This window comes from Kitasatospora sp. NPDC057542, from assembly GCF_042801945.1.
Taxonomy (GTDB): Bacteria; Actinomycetota; Actinomycetes; order Streptomycetales; family Streptomycetaceae; genus Kitasatospora.
On the sequence record NZ_JBHVFE010000002.1, the window covers coordinates 34655 to 55821 of the forward strand.

Sequence of the window (21167 nt, forward strand, 5' to 3'; positions counted from 1 at the left end):
TCACGGCAGCGCCCCCTGGGCGCTGCAACCCCAGAATCCGGAGTGAAGGAGTCACAGGCATGCGGCGACCGAGCTGGGTACCGGAGGGTACGGACCTGGACAAACCGAACGCCGCGCGGGTCTACGACTACTACCTGGGGGGCTCGCACAACTTCGAGGTCGACCGGGAGATGGCCCGCAAGGCGATCGCCCTGTGGCCGGAGCTGCCGCAGATCATGCGCTCCAACCGCGCCTTCCTGCGCCGGGCCGTGACCTTCCTCGCCGAGCAGGGCGTCACCCGCTTCCTGGACATCGGATCCGGCATCCCGACCTTCGGAGCGGTGCACGAGATCGCCCGCGCGATCCGCCCCGAGGCGACAGTCGTCTACGTGGACCGCGACCCGGTCGCCGTCGCGCACAGCCGCCTGCTGCTGGAGGACGACCCGGGCAGCGCCGTCGTCCAGGCCGACCTGCGCGACGCCGCCGACCTGCTGGCCCGTCCCGAGGTCGCCGAACTGCTGGCGGCCGGCGAACCGGTGGGCGTGCTGCTGGTTGCCGTCGCCCACTTCGTCGGCGACGAAGACGACCCGTGGAAGCAGATCGGTGTGATCCGCGACGCCCTCCCGCCCGGCAGCGCGCTGGTGCTCTCGCACGCCTCTCTGGAGGGCCGCCCGGACCAAGCCGAGGACCACCAGAAGCTCTACCGGCGGACGCCGACCCCGCTGACCATGCGCACCCACGAGCAGATCACCGCGATGTTCTCCGGCTTCGAGCTGGTCGAGCCGGGCGTGGTCTACCTGCCGCTGTGGCGCCCGGACCAGCCCGGTACGGTCGGCGAGCACCCCGAGCGGATGACCGGCGTGGCGGGCGTGGGGTTCCGCCCTTGATCGGACGCGACGGACGAGGCGCCGACGGCCGTACGCCCCGCGCGGCGGCCGCCGGGAGCACGGCGCCGGGTACGGGCGGCAGCGGGACTCGCGACCGCGGGATCCGCGGCCGTGAGACGCACGGCCGCGGAACCCGCGAGCGCGGTGTGCACGGCCGCGGTACGGGCCGAGCGGCCGTCGCCGGGCCCGCCGCAACCGGCGCGCACAGCAGAGGAACCAGGTTCAGCAGATGAGTACCACCCCGGTGCGCGGCAAGGCGGAGCGGTTCCACGAGGACTGGGCCCGGCTGCTCTCCGCCGACCACGGCATCGCCGTCCACCCCGGCCTGCTCGGCCGGCTGGTCGCGCGCACCGCCGCGCTGCTGCACCGTGCCCAGGAGGACGAGCCGTTCGAGCCGCGGCTGGCCGCGCAGGCCGGCGCCGAACTGGTCGACGCCCACTTCACCGACCCGGTGCTGCTGGCCCGGGCGGTCGAGCTGCTCCAGTCCCAGCCCGTCCACGACGACCGCGGCCCGGCACTGACCGGTGCCTTCGCGGCCGGCTGGGCGGCCGCCCTGCGCGAACGCACGCTGACCGAGCAGGAGGCCATCCGCACCGCCGCCGACGCCGCCCGCAAGGAGGCCGAGCGGGCGCTGCGCGCCTCCGAGGCCCGGTTCCGGGCGCTGTTCGAGAGCGCCGCGATCGGCATCGGCATCGGCGACACCGACGGCAACATCATGGCGGTCAACAAGGCCCTCCAGGGGCTGTTCGGCGCAGGCCCGGAGGACATGATCGGCCGCCGGGTCGGCGACCTCGTGCACCCCGAGGACACCCCGGGTGTGTGGGAGGCGTACGAGGAGCTGATCAGCGGCAAGCGCGACTACTTCCAGTTCGACAAGCCGTACTACCGCCAGGACGGCGAGGTGGTCTGGACCCACCTGACCGTCTCGCTGATCCGCGACGACGACGGCTCCCCGCAGTACCAGGTCGCGATGCTGGAGGACGTCACCGACCGCTACCGGCTCCAGGAGCGGCTGCGCCATCAGGCCACCCACGACCCGCTGACCGGCCTGCCCAACCGTGCGGCCTTCTTCGAGCGGCTGGAGAAGCTGTTCGAGGAGCCCGAGCCGGGCGCCCGCTTCGGCCTCTGTTACGTCGACCTCGACGGTTTCAAGGTGGTCAACGACAGCCTCGGCCACGACATGGGCGACCAGTTGCTGGCCGCCGTCGCCGCCCGGCTGAAGGCCGCCCTCAGCCCGCTCGGCCACCTGGTGGCCCGGCTCGGTGGCGACGAGTTCGTCGTCCTGCTGGAGAAGTGCCGGGGCGAGCAGGAAGCGGTGGCCGCTGCGAAGACCGTGCTCAAGGCGCTGGCAGGGCCGGTGCTGATCGGCGACCACAAGCTCGCCGTCGGCGCCAGTGTCGGCGTGCTGGAGCGGCGGGTGTCCACCACCACCCCGGGCGCGGCCGTCCGCGCCGCCGACCTGACGCTGTACCGCGCCAAGGAGGCCGGTCGCGGCCGCTGGACCCTGTTCGACCCCAAGGAGAACGCCCGGGCGGTCAGCCGCTACGCGGTGTCGGTGCGGATGCCTGCGGCCCTCGACCGCGGTGAGTTCTTCATCGACTACCAGCCGCTCTACCGCCTCGCGGACGGCCGGCTGGCCGCCGTGGAGGCGTTGGTGCGCTGGCGTCACCCGCAGCTCGGGGTGCTCGGCCCGGACGAGTTCGTCACCACCGCCGAGGAGACCGGGCTGATCATGCCGCTCGGCCGCTGGGTGCTGGAGCAGGCCTGCGGCCAGGCCTCGGACTGGATCAAGCAGTACGGCGACGCCGCCCCGCAGCTCAACGTCAACCTGGCGGTCCGGCAGGCGCGCAGTGCAGCCCTGGTCAGCGACCTCGGCCGGATCCTCGACAACACCGGACTGGACCCGGCCCGGCTGCAGCTGGAGATCACCGAGTCGACCGTGGTCGGGCCCGAGGACGAGGCGCTGCGCACCCTGCACGGGCTGGTCGACCTCGGGGTGTCGCTGGCCGTGGACGACTTCGGCACCGGCTGGTCCAACCTCGCCTACCTGCGCGACCTGCCGGTTTCCGGGCTGAAGATCGCCGGTTCCTTCGTCGGCGACCTGCACGAACCGGGGAAGGACGAGTCCACCGGGTGGCGGATCGTCAGCGGACTGGTGTCCATGGCGCACGCGCTCGGGCTGAACGTCACCGCCGAGGGCGTGGAGACCCGCCGGGACGCCGAGCGGCTGCGGACCCTGGGCTGCGACTGGGCGCAGGGCTGGCACTTCGGGCGCCCGGTGCCGCCGGGCGAGATCGCCCGGCGGATCGTGGAGGAGCCGAACGGGCGCCCGGTCGAGGAGCGCTGAGAGCCCGCTGCGGTCCGGCTGCTCACCGACCGCGGTGCGGCCTGCGGTGCGGCTGCGTGCGGGCGGCACCGTACCCGCCGCGGCGTCGACGGCGCCGGTTCCCCGTTGCGGACGGGTGCTTCGGTACCGGTCCTGCGGTGGGTCGGTCCTGATCCGGAAAAGCGCCCGACACCCCTGCCCGCCATGCGGGATGATGACGCGTCGAATTCACCACCCCGGCACCGGTGCGCCCACGCTCACGGCCCCGCGCCGGTCCGGGCTGCGGGGGAGGGGAGCGTCGCATGGGCACGACGGAGGACGCGGACCCGGCCGAGGGCGATCGGCGCGGGCCGAGGCCCCGGTCGGCCGCCGGAGCCGAGCCGGGGAATCCGCCGCGGAGCAGGGTGGAGCGGTGGTCCCGAGGGCGTTGGCGCGGCTCCGACGCCGCCCCGGACCGGTCGTCCCGGCTCGGGTCCGTCCCGCCGACCCGGGTGGACCCGCAGGCCGCGACCCGCCGGGCGCCCGCCACCCCGCCGCGCTTCGATCCGGAGGCCGCGACGCGCCGGATATCCGGCGTCGAGCCGCGGTACGACCCGGAGGCTGCCACCCGCCGGAAGCCGGATGCCGAACCGCGGTACGACCCGCACGCCCGGACGGAGGTCCGGCCGGGCCGACCGGGGCATCCGGGAGGCGCCGATTCGGAGGCGGTGACCGAGGTCGTCCGGCCCCGGTCGGGAACCGGGGGCGGCTCGCCCTCCTGGCAGGACAGCATCGGGCCCGGCGGCCCCGCTCCGGGCGGTGGTCCCGGCGCAGGTCCGGGCTCAGGCCCGGGCGGAGCGCCGGGTGGCAGGTCGGGCGGCCCCGAAGGCGGGTTCGGTGACGTCCTGGGCGCCGACGGATCGTTCGAGGGCGCCTTCCCGGACGCCCTGCGGAACCGCTTCATCCCGCTGGGCCGGGCCGGGGCCGGCTCCGAGGGCACCGTCTGGTACGTCCGACGCACCGACGGCGGTGGCGACGCGGCCGTCAAGGTGGCAGTCGCCGGTCAGCCGATGGACCACGACCTACTCTCCCACCTGCGCAACGACGGCTTCCGCCGGCACGTCCCGCACCTGATCGACTTCGGCCGGGTCCGCCACCACGGCGCCCAGGTCGACTGGGTGGCCATGGAGTACCTGCCGGTCACCCTCGCCGCGCACGTCGCCGAGCTGTGGCGGGCGGGCGGAAACGGCGACCGGCGGACCTCCGAGCAGATCGTCTACGAGCTCGTCGCCCTGCTCGACTTCTGGCAGCAGCGGATCAAGCGCAACCCGCTGGACTTCAAGCCCGCCAACATCCTGGTGCGGCCCGGCAGCGGGTCCGGGGAGTTCGTGATCGCCGACTTCGGCGGCGTCGACCGGCTCACCGACAGCCGCCGGTTCACCTCCGCGATGATGGTCACCGTCGCCTACATGGCTCCCGAGCAGCTGGCCGGCAAGAACCACCAGGCCGGTCCCTGGTGGGGGCTGGGCAACGTGCTGTACGAGCTGTTCGTCGGCCGCCCGCGCTTCGTCGGCGCGGACGGCGAGCGCCCGGCCGACCAGGAGCTGGAGCTGGAACTGGTCATGGGCGAGGAGGTGGACCTCGGCGCCGTCCGTGACCCGCGCCAACTGTTGCTCCTCCAAGGGCTGTTCACCAAGAAGCCGGAGGACCGCTGGACCGCGTCGCAGGTCCGGAGCTGGCTGGCCGGCGGCACCCCCGAGGTGATCCGTCGCCGGCCGCAGGCACAGGCCCGGGCGCATCGGCCGGTCACCTTCCTCGGCAACCCGTTCACCGACCCGGTCCGGCTCACCGAGGCGCTGCTCAAGAACTCCGGCGCGGCGGCCCGCTGGCTCTCCACCGGGGGAGCGGAACGGGTGCGCGACTGGCTGCGGGACGAGGTCGAGGACACCGTCTTCGACCTGCACTACCTCTCCGACGTGGCCCGGGCGCCCGGCTCCCGGCGCGAGTCCGTGGCGGCGGTCGCGGTGCTCGCCCTGGGCGCGGCCTTCGCCCCGGGCGCAGTCGCGCACTACCGCGACCGTCCGATCGACACCACCGGGCTGGAACGCGTCGTCTCCGAACCGGACGGCGCCGAGTTCATCGACGAACTGGTCCGGGGCGGGGCGCCGGCCGTGGTCGCCCGCTACGACTGCTTCCACCCCGAATGCGCGGGCGAGCACTGCTCGCGGCTGCTCGCGCTGGCCGGACTGCCGGAGGTGCTGGCCGAGGTGGACCGGTTGGCCCGCACCGTCGGCGGCGGCCGGCGCGGCGGCGACGGACTCAGCCCGGAGGAGCGCGAGGAGGCGCACCGGCAGGCGGTCTGGCTGAGCATCCGGCCCGAGGAGCGCGCGCGGTTGCTCGGCCGGCTCTCGCCGCTGCCCGCCGCACTGCACCGGCTGCCGCTGCCCGAGCGGGTGTCGGAGCTCGCGGCCGTGGTGGCCGCCACGGTGGTGGACGGCGCGCTGGCGGTGGGCGCGGGCGCCCGCACCGCCGTACGGACGGTCGCCCGCAGGCCGGCGCCCGACCCGGCCGCGGCCACTCCCCGGGATGTGGTGCGGCGCCGTTGGTCCGCGCTGCGGCGCCGGGCGGTGGGCGCCGACCCGGCGCAGCCGGCCGGGCGGGCGGCCCTGGTCGCGGCGGAGGCCCTGCGCAGGCGTGGACGGGGACGGCCCGAGCGGCCCGAGCCGGAGGCCGAGGTGCGCCGGGAAGGACGGCTGACCCGGCTGTGGCGAAACCGGCGTCGGCGGCCGCCGGTGGACTGGCGGGGCCGACTGGCCGCCTGGTGGCCGCACGCCCGCACCGGCCTTCCGCGCCGGGCCGGGGCGGTCCTGCTGCTGCTCCTCGCCTTCGGGCTGCTGCTGTGGGCGGGGGCGGTGCTCCGCTACCCGATCGAGGCGGGGGAGAAGCTCGACCTCTCGCCCACCGGTGCCTTCGGCGGCCACCTGCGGAAGGCCGGCGACCACGCGGCCCGGCAGGTGGTCGGACAGCTCGGCGCGGGGTTCGTCGCGGCCGCCGTGATCGCGTTCTTCCCCGCCCGGGTGGGCATCGGTACGGCGCTGCTGACCGGGGCCGGGGCCCTGGCCATCGGTTACCTGCGGCTCGGGCCACCGATGACGGCACTGGAGACGCCGCAGTCGGTGGCCGACCGGGTGGTCGTGTTCGAAGGCGGGATGGGGAGCTGGGCCGGCATCGCGGCGGTGGTCGCGGTCGTGGTCTCGCTCATGCTGATCGAACGGGTGTCCAGCCGGCTGCTGAAGCCCGCTCATGAGGCCCGCAAGCAGGTCCGGGAGGCCTGGCGGCGGCTGGACGCGCGCAGCGCGGCGCGGTCGTCCGGGGCCACCACTGCCGAGCGGGTGCGGAGCGCGCCGTCCGGGCAGTGGCGGACGGGCGGTGCGGGCGCGCGCGACCGGGTGCGGTTCGCGCTCGGGACGACGGCGGTGCTGGTGCTGCTGCTGTGGGCGGCGGTCGAGGTGCGGCTCGCGGCCACCGGGGTGCACCGGACGCCCGGCTCCTGGGGGACGGGGCAGAGCGGTGCGGCCTACCAGGCAGGGTTCGTCCTGCTGCTGGCGGTGGTGTCGCTGGTGAGCACCCTGGGGACGCCGACCACCGCCCGGGGGCTGTTCGCGCTCTGGGTGCCGGCCACCCTGTTCCTGGGCGCGTGGCCCGGGCCGCTGGGGCCGGTCGAGGCGCTGCGGATTCCGGTGTTCGAGGGGCCGTTCCGGGCGATCGCGGGGCTGTGGGGCCACGGGGCGTTCTGGGCCGCACTGCTGGTGGCCCTGCCGCTGGCGGCGTACGCGGGACTGCGGACGGTCCGGGGCGGGCGGGGGCGCAGGTGACGGACGGCCGCTGACGGATGGCAGCGAATGGCTGACGGCTGACGGACGACAGCTGACAGATAACAGCTGACAGATTTCGAAATCTGTCAGCTGTTATCTGTCGTCCGTCGCCGGAGCTCCGTCGGCTGTCCGCTGCCGCCCGTCCGGCGCGCTCAGCCGACCAGCCGGGAGAGTTCGATCGAGTGCCCCGTCCGCTCCACCTTCGCCCGCAGGTAACGGACGTTGCTCGCCGACAGGTGCACGCCCGTCGGCACCCGGTGCCGCACGATGATCCCCAGCTCGGCCAGCTGTGCCGCCTTGTCCGGGTTGTTGCTCAGCAGGTCGATGCCGGTCGCGCCGAGCGCGGTGAGCATCTGGGCGGCCGCGGTGTAGTCCCGGCCGTCCTCGGGCAGGCCCAGCGCGGTGTTGGCGTCGTACGTGTCCAGGCCGGAGTCCTGGAGGGCGTAGGCGTCCAGCTTGTTGTAGAGCCCGATGCCACGGCCCTCCTGCCGCAGGTAGAGCAGGTACCCGCCGGCCTCGCTGATCCGCTCCACCGACTCGCGCAGCTGCGGCCCGCAGTCGCAGCGGTCCGAGCCGAAGACGTCGCCGGTCAGGCACTCGGAGTGCAGCCGCACCAGCGGCGTCCCGCCCTCGGGGACCGAGCCGAGGGCGAGCGCCAGGTGCTCGGCGCCGTCGGCGAGGTCGTGGAAGGTGAAGACCTCCGCCTCGGCGCGGTAGCCGTCGGGGAAGGTCAGCGGGATGCGCACACGCGAGCGCACCGTGGCGGAGCCGGGCTGCGGCATGGGTGGGTCTCCGTGGATCGGGGATGGACCGGGGCGTACCGGGGTGGATCGGACCGGGGCGGACCGGGCCGAGATGGCGCGGACCGGGGCGAAGCCGATCGGACCCGGATGGATCGTGGTGGATCGGAGGTCGACCGTACTAGGTAGTTCCAATTTGAACAACTAGGGGCCTGGTGTTGCCGCACTCGACCGCGGAGGCGCACAACACCCCATCAGCCCCGCCTGTTCCCGCAGGGTCTTCCAGCATGTGGATGGTGCGGGAGCCGCGGTGTGGACACTGCGAGACTTCCCCCGTTTCCTGGGCACGTCCCCCCGACCCACGGGAACGCTGCGCAAGCCCATCGACGACCACGGAAGGGTCCTGACCAGATGCCGACGACCCCCGCCAGCCCTGTCACCCCCGCATCCTCCGTCTCCCCCTCCTCCTTCGACGCCGAGCAGCGCGCGATAGAGGCGCTCTACGCGGACGTGGTCCGCCGCAACCGGGGCGAGGACGAGTTCCACCAGGCCGTCCACGAGGTGCTGGAGACCCTGGCGCCAGTGCTCGCCCACCGCCCCGAACTCCTCGACGCCCGGATCATCGAGCGGATCTGCGAGCCCGAGCGGCAGCTGATGTTCCGGGTGCCGTGGACGGACGACTCCGGCGACATCCACGTCAACCGCGGCTTCCGGGTGGAGTTCAGCAGCGCCCTCGGCCCGTACAAGGGCGGGCTGCGCTTCCACCCCTCGGTGAACCTCGGGATCGTCAAGTTCCTCGGTTTCGAGCAGATCTTCAAGAACGCGCTCACCGGTCTGCCCATCGGTGGCGGCAAGGGCGGCTCCGACTTCGACCCCAAGGGTCGTTCGAATGCCGAGATCATGCGGTTCTGCCAGTCCTTCATGACCGAGCTGTACCGGCACCTCGGCGAGTACACCGACGTGCCGGCCGGGGACATCGGCGTCGGCGGCCGGGAGATCGGCTACCTCTTCGGCCAGTACAAGCGGATCACCAACCGGTACGAGAGTGGTGTGCTCACCGGAAAGGGCCTCGGCTGGGGCGGTGCGCAGGTGCGTACCGAGGCCACCGGCTACGGCTGCGTCATGTTCACCTCCGAGATGCTGCACAGCCGTGACGAGAGCCTGGACGGTCGCCGGGTGGTCGTCTCCGGGTCCGGCAACGTCGCGGTCTACGCGATCGAGAAGGCGCAGCAGCTCGGTGCGACCGTGCTCACCTGCTCCGACTCCTCCGGCTACGTGGTGGACGAGAAGGGCGTCGACCTCGACCTGCTCAAGGAGGTCAAGGAGGTCCGGCGCGGCCGGGTCTCCGACTACGCCCGACTGCGCGGCGGCCACGTCAAGTTCGTCGAGGGCCCGGGCGTGTGGAGCGTGTCCTGCGACGTCGCGCTGCCCTGCGCCACCCAGAACGAGCTGACCGAGGCCGACGCACTGGCCCTGGTGCGCAACGGGGTGCTGGCCGTCGCCGAGGGCGCGAACATGCCCACCACCCCGGAGGCGGTGCGGGTTTTCCAGGAGGCCGGGGTGGCCTTCGGCCCGGGCAAGGCGGCGAACGCGGGCGGCGTCGCGACCAGCGCGCTGGAGATGCAGCAGAACGCCTCGCGCGACTCCTGGACCTTCGAGCACACCGAGGAGCGGCTGGCCGGGATCATGAAGCACATCCACGACTCCTGCTTCACCACCGCCGAGCGCTACGGCCACCCGGGCAACTACGTGGTCGGCGCGAACATTGCCGGCTTCGAGCTGGTCGCGGACGCGATGCTGGCCCAGGGCCTGATCTGAGCGGCTGAAACAGACTCGCTGCTTCAGGGCCGGTGCTTCAGGGCCGGTGATTCAGGGTCACTGAATCGGGGGCGCTGAATCGGGCGCTGATCCCCGCCGCCGACGGCCGTCACCCGGCGATCGCCACCCGACCGGAGCGGGCACCGATTGTCGGGTGCGGCAGGGTGGGTCCTTCCTACGGTGAAGGTCAGTAAGGGAAGGGCGGGGTTGGCGTGCTGGAGCACCTGAACCGGGCGATGGACCGGATCGAACGGGATCTGGACCGCGAGGTCGACGTGGCCGAGCTGGCACGGATCGCGATGACGTCGGAGTACCACTTCCGGCGACTGTTCTCGATGCTCGCCGGGATGCCGCTGTCGGAGTACGTCCGGCGCCGGCGGCTCACCGTCGCCGGGGCCGAAGTCCTCGACGACGGGCGGACGTTGCTCGACATCGCGGTCCGGTACGGGTACTCCTCGGGGGAGGCGTTCGCCCGGGCGTTCCGGGCCATGCACGGAGTCGGGCCGGGGGAGGCCCGGCGCGACGGTGCGGTGCTCGTCTCCCAGCCCCGGATGTCCTTCCGACTCGTCGTGGAGGGAAGCAGCAGTATGGAATACCGGATCGTAGAGAAGCCGGACTTCCGGATCGTCGGCAGGAAGGCGCGGGTCACCCTGATCTACCTGGGGATCAACCCGGGGATCGCGGAGTTCATCAAGGGGCTCGGCAGGGAGACGGTCGAACGGATCGCGGCCCTGTCCGGGGACGACCCGGCCGGGATCCTGTCGGTCAGCGACGACTTCTCACCGAACCGCGAGGAGGGGTCCGAACTCGACTACTGGCACGCGGTGGTGGCGCGCGAGGGTGTCGCCGTTCCGGCGGACCTGGACGTGCTCGACGTCCCGGCCGGCACCTGGGCGGTGTTCACCAACACCGGGCCGTTCCCGCAGGCCTTGCAGGAGATGTGGGGGGACGTGGCCAGTCAGTGGTTCCCGTCCAACCCGTACGAAGCCCGGCCTGGTCCGGAGATCCTCCGGACCAGGCCCGTCCCGGGGGCGGCCGATGTCGCGGCGGAGCTGTGGATCCCGGTGTCGCGGGCCGTGCGGGGCTGACCGAGCGCGGGTGACGGCCGACGGCCGACAGCCGACAGATATCGGGTAACTGGTAACAGATGACAGCTGACAGATTTCAAAATCTGTCAGCTGTCATCTGTTCGCCCGCACCGTCCGTCCCGCCGTCCCGCCGCCGCGCCGCCGCGCCGCCACTCCGCTCACCCCGTTCGGCCCACCACCGCCCGCCAAGGTCCGCCCCGTCCCGCATGCTGGGGCAGGAGGTGCGGGGGCCGAGGCGCCGAAAACCCGCGAGTTCCCGAGCAAGCTACGAGGACAGACGTCATGAAGCAGACCTCCGTGACCACCAACGCCCCCTGCTGGACCGAGCTGGGCACCTCCGACCCGGCCGCCGCCCGGGCCTTCTACACCGAACTCTTCGGCTGGCAGGTGGACGACGCGGCCCGCCCCGACGACGGCGACTACACCCAGGTGCTCGTCCGGGGCGCCCCGGCCGCCGCCATCACCCCGCGCTACGCCCCGGATCAGCCGATCGCCTGGACGGTCTGCATCGCGGTCGCCGATGCCGACGCCACCGCCGCGAGCATCAAGGAGGCCGGCGGCCGGATCCTGAAGGACCCCACCGACGTCGTCGACCTCGGCCGCTTCTCGGTGGCCGCCGACCGCTCCGGCGCGGTGTTCATCCTCTGGCAGGCCCGCGCCTTCCAGGGCGCCGGGGTGTTCAACGAGCCCGGCTCGCTCGGCTGGGTGGAACTGCTCACCCGCGACCCGGCCGGTGCGCTCTCCTTCTATCCGGAGGTCTTCGGCTGGTCCGTCGCTCCCTCCGAGCACTACCCCCAGTGGGGCCTGGACGGCCGGGACTTCGGCGGCATGCTGACGATGGACGACCGCTTCCCGCCCCAGGTGCCGCCGCACTGGCTGCCGTACTTCGCGGTCGCCGACGCCGACAACACCGTCAGCCGGGCTGCGGCGCTCGGCGGGGACGTGCTGATGCCCGCCACCGGCGTGCCGGGCGGCCGGCGGATCGCGGTGCTGCGCGACCCCCAGGGCGCCGCGTTCGGCGTCTACACCGCCGGAAGCGAGAGCTGATCGGCGCGCCGGACGCCTCGCGAGCGCCACCCCGCCACCGCCGCCCCCGCGGTGACCAGCAGCGCCCCCAGGGGCACGACGTCGCCGATCCGGTCGTACCAGGTCAGCGTCCCGGGCGCGGTGAGCGGCAGCCGGACGGTCAGCGCGCCGGTGCCGTCGGTACCGAGCCGGGCGAGCTCCCGGCCCTGGGCGTCGAAGGCGGCCGAGACTCCGGTCAGCGAGGCCTGCACGGCCGGCCGGCCGGTCTCGGCGGCCCGTATCGCCGCCAGCGAGACGTGCTGTTCGGGGGCCCAGGTGCGCTGGAAGGTCGAGGTCGAGGACTGGTAGACCAGCACCCGGGCGCCGTCCCGGGCGGCGGTGCGGGACATGTCGGGGAAGGCCGACTCGAAGCAGATCAGCGCCCCGACCGGCAGTGGCGCGCCCGCCCGGTCGGTGGTGGGCAACACATGGAAGGACGTGCCGGGTGCCCGGTTCTCGCCCGCGGCCCGGCTGACCCCGGCGATCCAGCCGAGCACCGGCCGCAGCGGGATGTACTCGCCGAACGGCACCAGCCGGATCTTGCGGTATCGGTCCACCATGCCGGTGGGGGAGACCAGCACCGCGTCCTTGGAGATCCGCCCGTCCGCCTTGCGCGCGTCCTCCCCGGCGACGACCTCGGAGCCGGTGGTCGCGGCGAGTCCGCGCAGGGTGTCCAGCGCGGCCGGGTCGCGGTCGAGGTCGGCGGTGGTGCTGCTCTCGCCCCACACGACCAGGTCCACCGGCTGTCCGACCAGTCCGGCCGTTATCCGCGCGCTCGCCTCGAACCGGGCCTGCGGGTCCTCCACGATGCCGGGCTGGACCAGCGCCACGGTCACGGCCCCGTCCCCGGCGGGCGCCTCGCGCAGCGCGAACAGCAGCGGGCCGGAGACCAGCACCAGCACGACGGACCCGGCCGCGACGGCCCGCGGCCGCCGGCGCACCGCGGTCAGCGCGATCAGTACCCCGGTGTTCACCGCCGCCACCGCCGCGCTGACCAGCCAGATCCCGCCGGCCGAGGCCAGCCCCAGGATCGCCGGGTGCTGCCACTGGGTGGCGCCGAGCAGTGCCCACGGCCCGCCGAGCGCGGGCCAGGACCGCGCATACTCGGTGGTCACCCAGACCGCCGGCACGACCAGCAGCGCCAGGAGTGCCCGGCGGGCGGTCAGCTGAGGGCGCAGCAGCCGGTGCACGGTGTATCCGACGGCGCCCTGGAGCGCCCCGAACAGCACAGCGAGCACCGGCAGCCCCGGCCCGATGGACGGGACCAGCCAGTACATCGCGGTCAGGATGAACCCCGTGCCGAACCACCAGCCGCGCACCGCCGCCTCCCGACCCGAGGGTGCCCGCTGCATCAGCAGCAGTCCGGGGACGAGCGCGACCCAGGCCAGCCAGGCCTGCCCGGGCACGGGGAAGGCGAGCACCGGAACCGCTCCGGCCGCCAGCGCACCGATCCGCGTGCGGTACCGGTGCGGCGCGTGCGGCTCCCGTTCCTCGGTGGCAGGCGTGCTCAGGGCCGGGCTGGTGGGAGCGGAGCGACGCGACATGATCCGTATTGTCCGCCGTGAGGGCGCGCACCACCAGTACGCCGATCGGCCGAACGGGTGAATGGAACACCACGTGTGGAACCAGTGGCCTCAGTCGAACTGGCGATCCGGCGGCGGATCCAGCGGCGGATCCAGGGCAGGCCGGGCGCAAGCAGGGCACGAGCGGCGGGCGGGCCAGGGGCGGGCCTGCGGAGGCTGCCCCTGGCCCGCCCCGCGCGCCCTCAGTCCTCGCCGCCCTCCAGGTCCCCCTCGGTCTCCAGGAACGCGGCCTGCAGCTGCGCGATCAGCTCCGGGTCCGGCTGCTCCCACAGCCCGCGGCTCGCCGCCTCCAGCAGCCGCTCGCTGATCCCGTGCAGCGCCCACGGGTTGGCGCCCGCGAGGAACTCCCGGTTGACCGGGTCGAGGACGTACTCCTGGGTCAGCTTCTCGTACATCCAGTCCGCGACCACGCCCGTGGTGGCGTCGTAGCCGAACAGGTAGTCCACCGTCGCGGCCATCTCGAAGGCGCCCTTGTAGCCGTGGCGGCGCATCGCCTCGATCCAGCGCGGGTTGACCACCCGGGCGCGGAAGACCCGGGCGGCCTCCTCGGTCAGGGTGCGGGTGCGGACCGTCTCCGGGCGGGTCGAGTCGCCGATGTAGGCGGTCGGGGCCTTGCCGGTGAGGGCGCGCACGGTGGCCACCATGCCGCCGTGGTACTGGAAGTAGTCGTCCGAGTCGGCGATGTCGTGCTCGCGGGTGTCCGTGTTCTTCGCGGCGACGGTGATCCGCTTGTAGGCGGTCTCCATCTCCTCGCGCGCCGGGCGGCCGTCCAGCCCGCGGCCGTACGCGTAGCCGCCCCAGACCGTGTACACCTCGGCCAGGTCCGCGTCGGTGCGCCAGTCCCGGCTGTCGATCAGCTGGAGCAGGCCCGCGCCGTAGGTGCCCGGGCGGGAGCCGAAGACGCGGACGGTGGCCTTGCGTTCGTCGCCGTGCACCGCGAGGTCGGCCTGCACATGGGCGCGGACGTAGTTCGACTCCGCAGACTCCTCCTGGGCGGCGGCCAGGCGCACCGCGTCGTCCAGCAGGGCGACCATGTGCGGGAAGGCGTCCCGGAAGAAGCCGGAGATGCGCAGCGTGACGTCGATGCGCGGGCGGCCCAGCTCGGCCGGCGGGATCGGCTCCAGGCCGGTGACCCGGCGCGAGGCGTCGTCCCAGACCGGGCGGACGCCGAGCAGGGCGAAGGCCTCGGCGATGTCGTCGCCGGCGGTGCGCATCGCGCTGGTGCCCCAGAGCGAGAGCCCGACCGAGGGCGGGTAGGCGCCGTCGTTGTCCGAGCGGTAGCGCTCGATCAGCGAGGTGGCGAGCGCCTGGCCGGTCTCCCAGGCGAGCTTGCTGGGGACGGCCTTCGGGTCGACGGAGTAGAAGTTGCGGCCGGTCGGCAGTACGTTGACCAGGCCGCGCAGCGGCGAGCCGGACGGGCCGGCCGGGACGAATCCGCCCTGGAGCGCGTGCAGCACGGCGCCCAGCTCGTCGGTGGTGGCGGCCAGCCGCGGCACCACCTGGGTGGCGGCGAAGGCCAGCACCTCGCGGACGGGTTCCTGGACGGCCTCCGGCAGCCCGGCGGTGACCTTGTCGACCGCCTCGGGCGCCCAGTCCTCCGCCTCCATGGCCTCGACCAGGGCGCGGGCCTTCTCCTCGGCCGCGTCGGTGGCGCCCAGGGTCAGTGCCGCCTCGTCGAGGCCGAGCGCCTCGCGCAGGCCGGGCAGCGCGCTGACGCCGCCCCAGATCTGCCGGGCGCGCAGGATGGCGAGCACGATGTTGACCCGGTCGGTGCCGGTCGGCGCCTGGCCGAGCACGTGCAGACCGTCGCGGATCTGGGCGTCCTTGACCTCGCAGAGCCAGCCGTCGACGTGCAGCAGGAAGTCGTCGAAGCCGTCGTCCTCGGGGCGCTCGTCCAGGCCGAGGTCGTGGTCGAGCCTGGCGGCCTGGATCAGGGTCCAGATCTGGGCGCGGATGGCCGGCAGCTTGGCCGGGTCCATCGCGGCGATGTTGGAGTGCTCGTCCAGCAACTGCTCCAGGCGCGCGATGTCGCCGTAGGAGTCGGCGCGGGCCATCGGCGGGACGAGGTGGTCGACGAGCGTGGCGTGGGCGCGGCGCTTGGCCTGGGTGCCCTCGCCCGGGTCGTTGACCAGGAAGGGGTAGATCAGCGGCAGGTCACCGAGGACGGCGTCGGGGCCGCACTCGGCGGACAGCGCGGCGGTCTTGCCGGGCAGCCACTCCAGGTTGCCGTGCTTGCCGAGGTGGATCACGGCGTGGGCACCGAAGCCGCCGTCCTCCTGGGCGGCCTCGATCCATCGGTAGGCGGCCAGGTAGTGGTGGCTCGGCGGCAGGTCGGGGTCGTGGTAGATGGCGACCGGGTTCTCGCCGAAGCCGCGCGGCGGCTGGATCAGCACGAGCAGGTTCCCGGAGCGGATCGCGGCCAGCACGATGTCGCCGTCGGGGTTCTGCGAGCGGTCGACGTACAGCTCGCCGGGGGCCGGGCCCCAGTGCTCCTCGACCTGCTCGCGCAGGCCCTGCGGGAGGGTGGCGTACCAGCGGCGGTAGTCGGCGGCGGGGATGCGCACCGGGTTGCGGGCCAGCTGGTCCTCGGTGAGCCAGTCCTGGTCGTAGCCGCCGGCCGCGATCAGGGCGTGGATCAGCGCGTCGCCCTCGTGCCCCTCGTCCTCGGTGCCGGTGTGGAAACCGGGCAGGTCGTCGCCGAGGTCCATGCCCTCCGCGCGCAGCCGCTCCAGCAGCCGCACCGCGCTGGCCGGGGTGTCCAGGCCGACGGCGTTGCCGACCCGGGAGTGCTTGGTCGGGTACGCGGACAGCACCAGGGCGAGGCGGCGCTCGGCGGCCGGGACGTGCCGAAGCCGGGCGTGCCTGACGGCGGTGCCGGCCACCCGGGCGGCGCGCTCCGGGTCGGCGGCGTAGACGGTGAGGCCGTCCTCGTCCAGCTCCTTGAAGGAGAACGGGACGGTGATCAGGCGGCCGTCGAACTCCGGGACGGCGATCTGGGTGGCGGTGTCCAGCGGGGAAAGACCGTCGTCGCTGCCCTCCCACTGGGCGCGCGACCAGGTGAGGCAGAGCGCCTGGAGGATCGGGCGGTCGAGTGCGGCCAGCGCGCCCGCGTCCCAGGCCTCCTCGTCCCCGCCGGCCTGGGCGTCGGCCGGGCGGGTGCCGCCGGCGGCGAGCACCGTGGTGACGATCGCGTCCGCCTCGCCGAGCGCGGCCAGCAGCTCGGGCTCGGCGCCGCGCAGCGAGGCGCAGTAGTAGGCCCGGGCCCGGGCGCCCTGGTCCTCGACGGCCCGGCAGAGCGTCTCCACGAAGGCGGTGTTGCCGCTCATGTGGTGGGCGCGGTAGTAGAGCACCGCGACCGTCGGACCCTCGGACGTACGGGCCTCGCGCTCCAGGGGGCCCCAGGCCGGGGCGGAGGCGGGCGGGGCGAAGCCGTGGCCGGTCAGCAGCACGGTGTCGGAGAGGAAGGCGCCCAGCTCGGCCAGGTTGGCCGCGCCGCCGTGGGCCAGGTAGGCGTGCGCCTCGGCGGCGATGCCGGCCGGGACGGTGGACAGCTCCATCAGCTGGGCGTCGGGGGCCTGCTCACCCGTCAGCACCACCACCGGGCGGGGGCCGGCCAGCAGCGTGTCCAGGCCCTCCTGCCAGGCGCGGCGCCCGCCGAGCAGGCGGACCACGACGAGCTCGGTTCCCTCCAGCAGCGCGGGCAGGTCCTCGGGGGTGAGCCGGGCCGGGTTGCCGAGCCGGTAGCGCACCGGGCCCTCGGAGGCACGGGCGCTGAGCAGGTCGGTGTCGGACGTCGACAGCAGCAGGATCATGCGAAGGCCCTCCCGGCCTCGTCGGTGGCCAGGGTGGCCGGGATCTGGGCCGGGTCGGCCGCTGTGGTGGCCGGGACGGCCGCGCGGTCGACCGGGGTGGTCGTGGCGGCGGCCGGACCGGCCGTGATGGCGGCCGGGGACGCGGGCGCGGGCATGCGACAGCGCTGGAACATTTCTGCCTTCCTCGGGGTCCGCGCCCCGGGCCGGTGGAGGACGGCAGGAGTTCCTGGCTCCCGCGGCCGACCGGTCTACCGGTGAGCCGCGGTCACAGTGGCGGGACCGCACCGGGTTCGCACCGGTTTCCTCCCCTGCGCCGTCGCTGGCGTGCGGGCGGCCCACGGGGACCGCCCGCCAGCATCGTACGGGGTGCGGCTGACCTGGGGGAGGGTGAGCTTTCGGACGTCCGGCAAGCGGGGCGGCCTGCCGGGCCGGGGTGTGATGCAGCGGACGGAGGCAAGCGATCGGATCATCTGTATGCTCGCCGCCATGCCACCGACACCCGCCGCCGCCGCGCCGGGCGCCGCAGGACCCGACCGGGAGGTGCCCGACCGGGGGCGTGCGGACGCCTGCCCCGGAGCGCTTCGTCTGCATGCGGCCGACGACGGCGCCCTGGCCCGGATCCGCCTCCCCGGCGGCCTGTTGACTGGCCATCAGGCACTCGCGCTGGCCGAGGCGGCCGAAGCCCTCGGCGACGGCGAGCTGGAGACCACCTCGCGCGGCAACGTCCAGCTGCGCGGCCTGGCCTCGCACTGCGCGGCCGAGCTCGCCGACCGGCTGCGCGCCGTCGGGCTGCTGCCCTCGGACACCCACGAGCGGGTCCGCAACATCGTCGCCTCGCCGACGGCGGGACTCGACGCCGCCGGCGGCACCCCCGGCGCCGCCGATGTGCAGGCCTGGGTGCGGGAGTTGGACGCACGGCTGTGCGCGAGCGACTGGGCGGCCGGGCTCTCCGGCAAGTTCCTGTTCGCGCTGGACGACGGGCGGGGCGACGTCGCCGCGCTCGACGCGGATGTGACATTGATCGCAGGCCCGGACGGTACCGGGCTGCTGCGCCTCGGGCGCGACGGGCGCGGACACCCGGTCGAGGCCGGGCAGGAGGTCACGGCCGTGCTGGACGCGGCCCGCTCCTTCCTGACGGCACTGCGGACGAACGGACGCCGGGCCTGGCACCTGCGCGAGGTCCCCGAACTGACGCCGGCCGGCTCGGTGCCGCTGCCCGACTTCGCCGGTACCGCGCCCGCCGTCGGCACGCTGCCCGGCGGGCTCTCGGTGGGACTGCGCTTCGGCCGGGCGAGCGCCGGACAGTGGCGGACTCTGGTCGCCGCCTCGGCCGGTGAGCTGCGGCTGACGCCCTGGCGCGGGGTGGTGCTGCCCGGCGCTGCGGCCGACCGGCTGCCAGCGCTCGCCGCGGCCGGCTTCCGTACCGAACCCGGCTCGGCCTGGGAGCGGGCCACCGCCTGCACCGGGCTGCCGGGCTGCGCCAAGTCGCGGGCCGACGTCCGTGCGGACGCGGCCCGGGCGCTGGACGCCGGCGCCGCGGCGGGAACCGGTGCCGGCCCCGCCGGTGTCCTGCCCGTCCACTGGTCGGGCTGTGAACGGCGCTGCGGCCACCCGGCCGGGCGGTGGGTGGACGTGCTCGCCACGGGGCGCGGCTACCGGGTGACGGTGAACGGGGCGGGGGCCGGTGCGGCGTCCGCCGCGACCGCCGCCGATGCGACGGACGTCAATGCGACGAGCGTCGACGTGACGAACGAGGAGATGGCCGAGGCGGTCGCCGAGGCCAGGAGGACGACGAAGTGATCGAGTACGAGAAGGACGGCGCGTCCATTTACCGCCAGTCCTTTGCCACCATCCGTGCGGAGGCCGATCTGGCCGCCCTCCCGGCGGACGTCTCCCAGGTCGCGGTGCGGATGATCCACGCCTGCGGGATGGTCGACCTGGTCGAGGACCTGGTGTACTCGCCCGGTGTGGTCGCCTCCGCGCGCGCCGCGCTGCACGCCGGTGCGCCCATCCTCTGCGACGTCAACATGGTCGCGAGCGGCGTCACCCGCAAGCGGCTGCCCGCCGACAACGAGGTGATCTGCACCCTCACCGACCCGTCGGTGCCCGACCTCGCCCGGAAGATGGGCAACACCCGCAGCGCCGCGGCCATGGAACTGTGGCTGCCCCGGCTGGAGGGCGCGGTGGTCGCCGTCGGCAACGCGCCGACCTCGCTGTTCCGGCTGCTGGAGATGATCGAGGCGGGGGCACCGCGACCGGCCGCGGTGATCGGCGTCCCGGTGGGCTTCATCGGCGCCGCCGAGTCCAAGCAGGCCCTGGCCGAGCACCCGTCCGGCCTGGAGCACCTGGTGGTGCGCGGCCGGCGCGGCGGCAGCGCGATCGCCGCCGCCGCCGTCAACGCGATTGCGAGCGAAGAAGAGTGACGGATCAGCAGAAGGCCACGGGTCGGCTGTACGGCGTCGGGCTCGGCCCGGGCGACCCTTCGCTGGTGACCGTCCGTGCCGCCGAACTCATCGGCAAGGCCGACGTGGTGGCCTACCACAGCGCCCGGCACGGCCGGTCCATAGCGCGGTCGATCGCCGAGCGGTACCTGACGGGTGGCCAGGTCGAGGAGAAGCTGGTCTACCCGCTCACCGTCGAGACCACCGACCACCCGGGCGGTTACCGCGGCGCGCTGGACGACTTCTACGAGGAGGCCGCCGCCCGGCTGGCCGCCCACCTGGACGCCGGGCGCGACGTGGTCGTCCTCGCCGAGGGGGACCCGCTCTTCTACGGCTCCTACCAGCACATGCACAAGCGGCTCGCGCACCGCTACCCGACCGAGGTGGTGCCGGGCGTGACCTCGCTCAGCGCGGCCGCCGCCCGGCTCGGACAGCCGCTGACCGAGGCCGAGGAGACGCTCACCGTCATTCCCGGCACGCTGCCCGAGGAGGAGCTGACGGCGCGGATCGCGGCCGCCGACTCGGCCGTGATCATGAAGCTGGGGCGCACCTTCCCGACGGTCCGCCGGGCCCTGGAGCGGGCGGGGCGGCTGGCGGACGCGCAGTACGTGGAGCGGGCCTTCATGCCGGGGGAGCGGGTCGCGCCGCTCGCCGAGGTCGACGGTGAGACGGTGCCCTACTTCTCGGTCGCGGTGCTGCCGAGCAAGGTCGCGCCGCTGGAGCCGGAGGTCCGGCTGTCGGACGGTGTCGGCAGCGTGACCGTGGTCGGCACCGGGCCGGCCGGACCGCTCTGGCTGACCGCCGAGGCGCGCGGCGCGCTGGCCGAGGCCACCGACCTGGTCGGCTACACCACCTACCTGGACCGGGTGCCGCAGCGGCCGGGGCAGCAGCGGCACGGCTCGGACAACAAGGTGGAGTCGGAGCGTGCCGAGTTCGCGCTGGACCTCGCCCGCCGCGGGCACCGCGTCGCGGTGGTCTCCTCGGGCGACCCGGGGGTGTTCGCGATGGCCACCGCGGTGCTGGAGGTCGCCTGTGAGGAGGCGTACCGGGACGTCCCGGTACGGGTGCTCCCGGGCATGACCGCCGCCCACGCGGCCGCCTCCCGGGCCGGCGCCCCGCTCGGGCACGACTACGCGACGGTGTCGCTCTCGGACCGGCTCAAGCCCTGGGACGTGGTGGCGAAGCGGCTGCGCGCCGCGGCCGAGGCGGATCTGGTGCTCGCGCTGTACAACCCGGGCTCGAAGTCCCGGACCACCCAGGTCGGGCTCGCCCGGGACCTGCTGCTGGAGTACCGGGCGCCGGAGACCCCGGTGGTGATGGCCCGTGACGTGGGCGGCCCGACCGAGCGGGTGCGGATCGTCCGACTGGGGGAGCTGGACCCGGCGCTGGTCGACATGCGGACCATCCTGCTGATCGGCTCCTCGCAGACGCAGGCGGTCGAGCGGGGCGGCGGCGTGGAGGTCGTCTGGACGCCGCGGCGGTACCCGGAGGAGTGACGGGCGACAGATGACAGCGAACAGATTTCATCATCTGTTCGCTGTCATCTGTCAGCCGTTCGCCGTTCTCCGCCCCCG

General features: G+C 74.1%; 13 protein-coding genes and 1 riboswitch. Of the genes, 9 read left to right on the plus strand and 4 right to left on the minus strand.

Translation table 11 applies throughout. The features are described 5' to 3' along the window. Positions 1-59 precede the first annotated feature (59 nt). The 3 genes from ACFU7Y_RS00560 to ACFU7Y_RS00570 all read left to right on the plus strand — a co-directional run bounded on the left by ACFU7Y_RS00560 (position 60) and on the right by ACFU7Y_RS00570 (position 7046). Positions 60-866 (plus strand): SAM-dependent methyltransferase, encoded by an 807-nt coding sequence (locus ACFU7Y_RS00560; RefSeq protein WP_224284621.1) that lies wholly within the window; start codon positions 60-62, stop codon positions 864-866. Between the two features lie 229 nt (positions 867-1095). After that, a complete protein-coding gene (locus ACFU7Y_RS00565) occupies positions 1096-3213 on the plus strand; it encodes a bifunctional diguanylate cyclase/phosphodiesterase (RefSeq protein ID WP_224284459.1) in 2118 nt (705 codons plus the stop codon). A gap of 281 nt (positions 3214-3494) precedes the next feature. Then, positions 3495-7046 carry a hypothetical protein gene (locus ACFU7Y_RS00570; RefSeq protein ID WP_380765770.1) on the plus strand — a complete coding sequence of 1184 codons (3552 nt, stop codon included), beginning with the start codon at positions 3495-3497 and terminating at the stop codon, positions 7044-7046. A gap of 152 nt (positions 7047-7198) precedes the next feature. Here the strand turns inward: ACFU7Y_RS00570 and ribA are convergent, their stop codons facing one another. Beyond that, on the minus strand, positions 7199-7828 hold the full coding sequence (gene ribA / locus ACFU7Y_RS00575; protein WP_380765773.1) for a GTP cyclohydrolase II: 630 nt from the start codon (positions 7826-7828) through the stop codon (positions 7199-7201). A 369-nt stretch (positions 7829-8197) separates the two neighbouring features. Between ribA and gdhA the strand changes: the two genes are divergently transcribed. The 3 genes from gdhA (at position 8198) to ACFU7Y_RS00590 (ending at position 11739) form a co-directional block, all read left to right on the plus strand. Continuing rightward, entirely contained in the window at positions 8198-9604 is a 1407-nt protein-coding gene (gene gdhA, locus ACFU7Y_RS00580; RefSeq protein ID WP_380765775.1) for an NADP-specific glutamate dehydrogenase, read from the plus strand. A 212-nt stretch (positions 9605-9816) separates the two neighbouring features. Then, positions 9817-10692, plus strand: coding sequence for a GyrI-like domain-containing protein (locus ACFU7Y_RS00585; protein ID WP_380765777.1), 876 nt, complete (start codon positions 9817-9819; stop codon positions 10690-10692). Positions 10693-10974: 282 nt separating this feature from the next. Next, positions 10975-11739, plus strand: a complete 765-nt coding sequence (locus ACFU7Y_RS00590; RefSeq protein WP_224281638.1) for a VOC family protein — start codon at positions 10975-10977, stop codon at positions 11737-11739. Here ACFU7Y_RS00590 and lnt read toward each other — a convergent pair. The 3 genes from lnt to ACFU7Y_RS00605 form a co-directional block, all read right to left on the minus strand. Further along, a complete protein-coding gene (gene lnt / locus ACFU7Y_RS00595; protein ID WP_380765779.1) occupies positions 11715-13301 on the minus strand; it encodes an apolipoprotein N-acyltransferase in 1587 nt (528 codons plus the stop codon). The genes ACFU7Y_RS00590 and lnt overlap by 25 nt on opposite strands. A 221-nt stretch (positions 13302-13522) precedes the next feature. Beyond that, positions 13523-17152 carry a cobaltochelatase subunit CobN gene (gene cobN / locus ACFU7Y_RS00600; protein WP_380765781.1) on the minus strand — a complete coding sequence of 1210 codons (3630 nt, stop codon included), beginning with the start codon at positions 17150-17152 and terminating at the stop codon, positions 13523-13525. Next, positions 17149-17307: a hypothetical protein gene (locus ACFU7Y_RS00605; RefSeq protein WP_224281642.1), complete on the minus strand. Its 159-nt coding sequence runs from the start codon at positions 17305-17307 to the stop codon at positions 17149-17151. Before ACFU7Y_RS00605 ends, cobN begins: the two co-directional genes overlap by 4 nt. 65 nt (positions 17308-17372) lie before the next feature. Beyond that, positions 17373-17458, minus strand: a riboswitch (cobalamin riboswitch). A 180-nt stretch (positions 17459-17638) separates the two neighbouring features. On the opposite strand from ACFU7Y_RS00605, the gene ACFU7Y_RS00610 reads away from it, so the two are divergent. Genes ACFU7Y_RS00610 through ACFU7Y_RS00620 form a run of 3 tightly spaced genes read left to right on the plus strand, consistent with a single transcriptional unit; the run spans position 17639 to position 21089 of the window. Continuing rightward, a complete protein-coding gene (locus ACFU7Y_RS00610; protein WP_380765784.1) occupies positions 17639-18952 on the plus strand; it encodes a hypothetical protein in 1314 nt (437 codons plus the stop codon). Further along, complete coding sequence (locus tag ACFU7Y_RS00615) at positions 18949-19575, plus strand: precorrin-8X methylmutase (RefSeq protein ID WP_224278424.1); 627 nt, start codon at positions 18949-18951, stop codon at positions 19573-19575. The genes ACFU7Y_RS00610 and ACFU7Y_RS00615 overlap by 4 nt, the downstream gene beginning before the upstream one ends. Continuing rightward, entirely contained in the window at positions 19572-21089 is a 1518-nt protein-coding gene (locus ACFU7Y_RS00620) for a precorrin-2 C(20)-methyltransferase (RefSeq protein WP_224278422.1), read from the plus strand. The genes ACFU7Y_RS00615 and ACFU7Y_RS00620 overlap by 4 nt, the downstream gene beginning before the upstream one ends. Positions 21090-21167 lie beyond the last annotated feature (78 nt).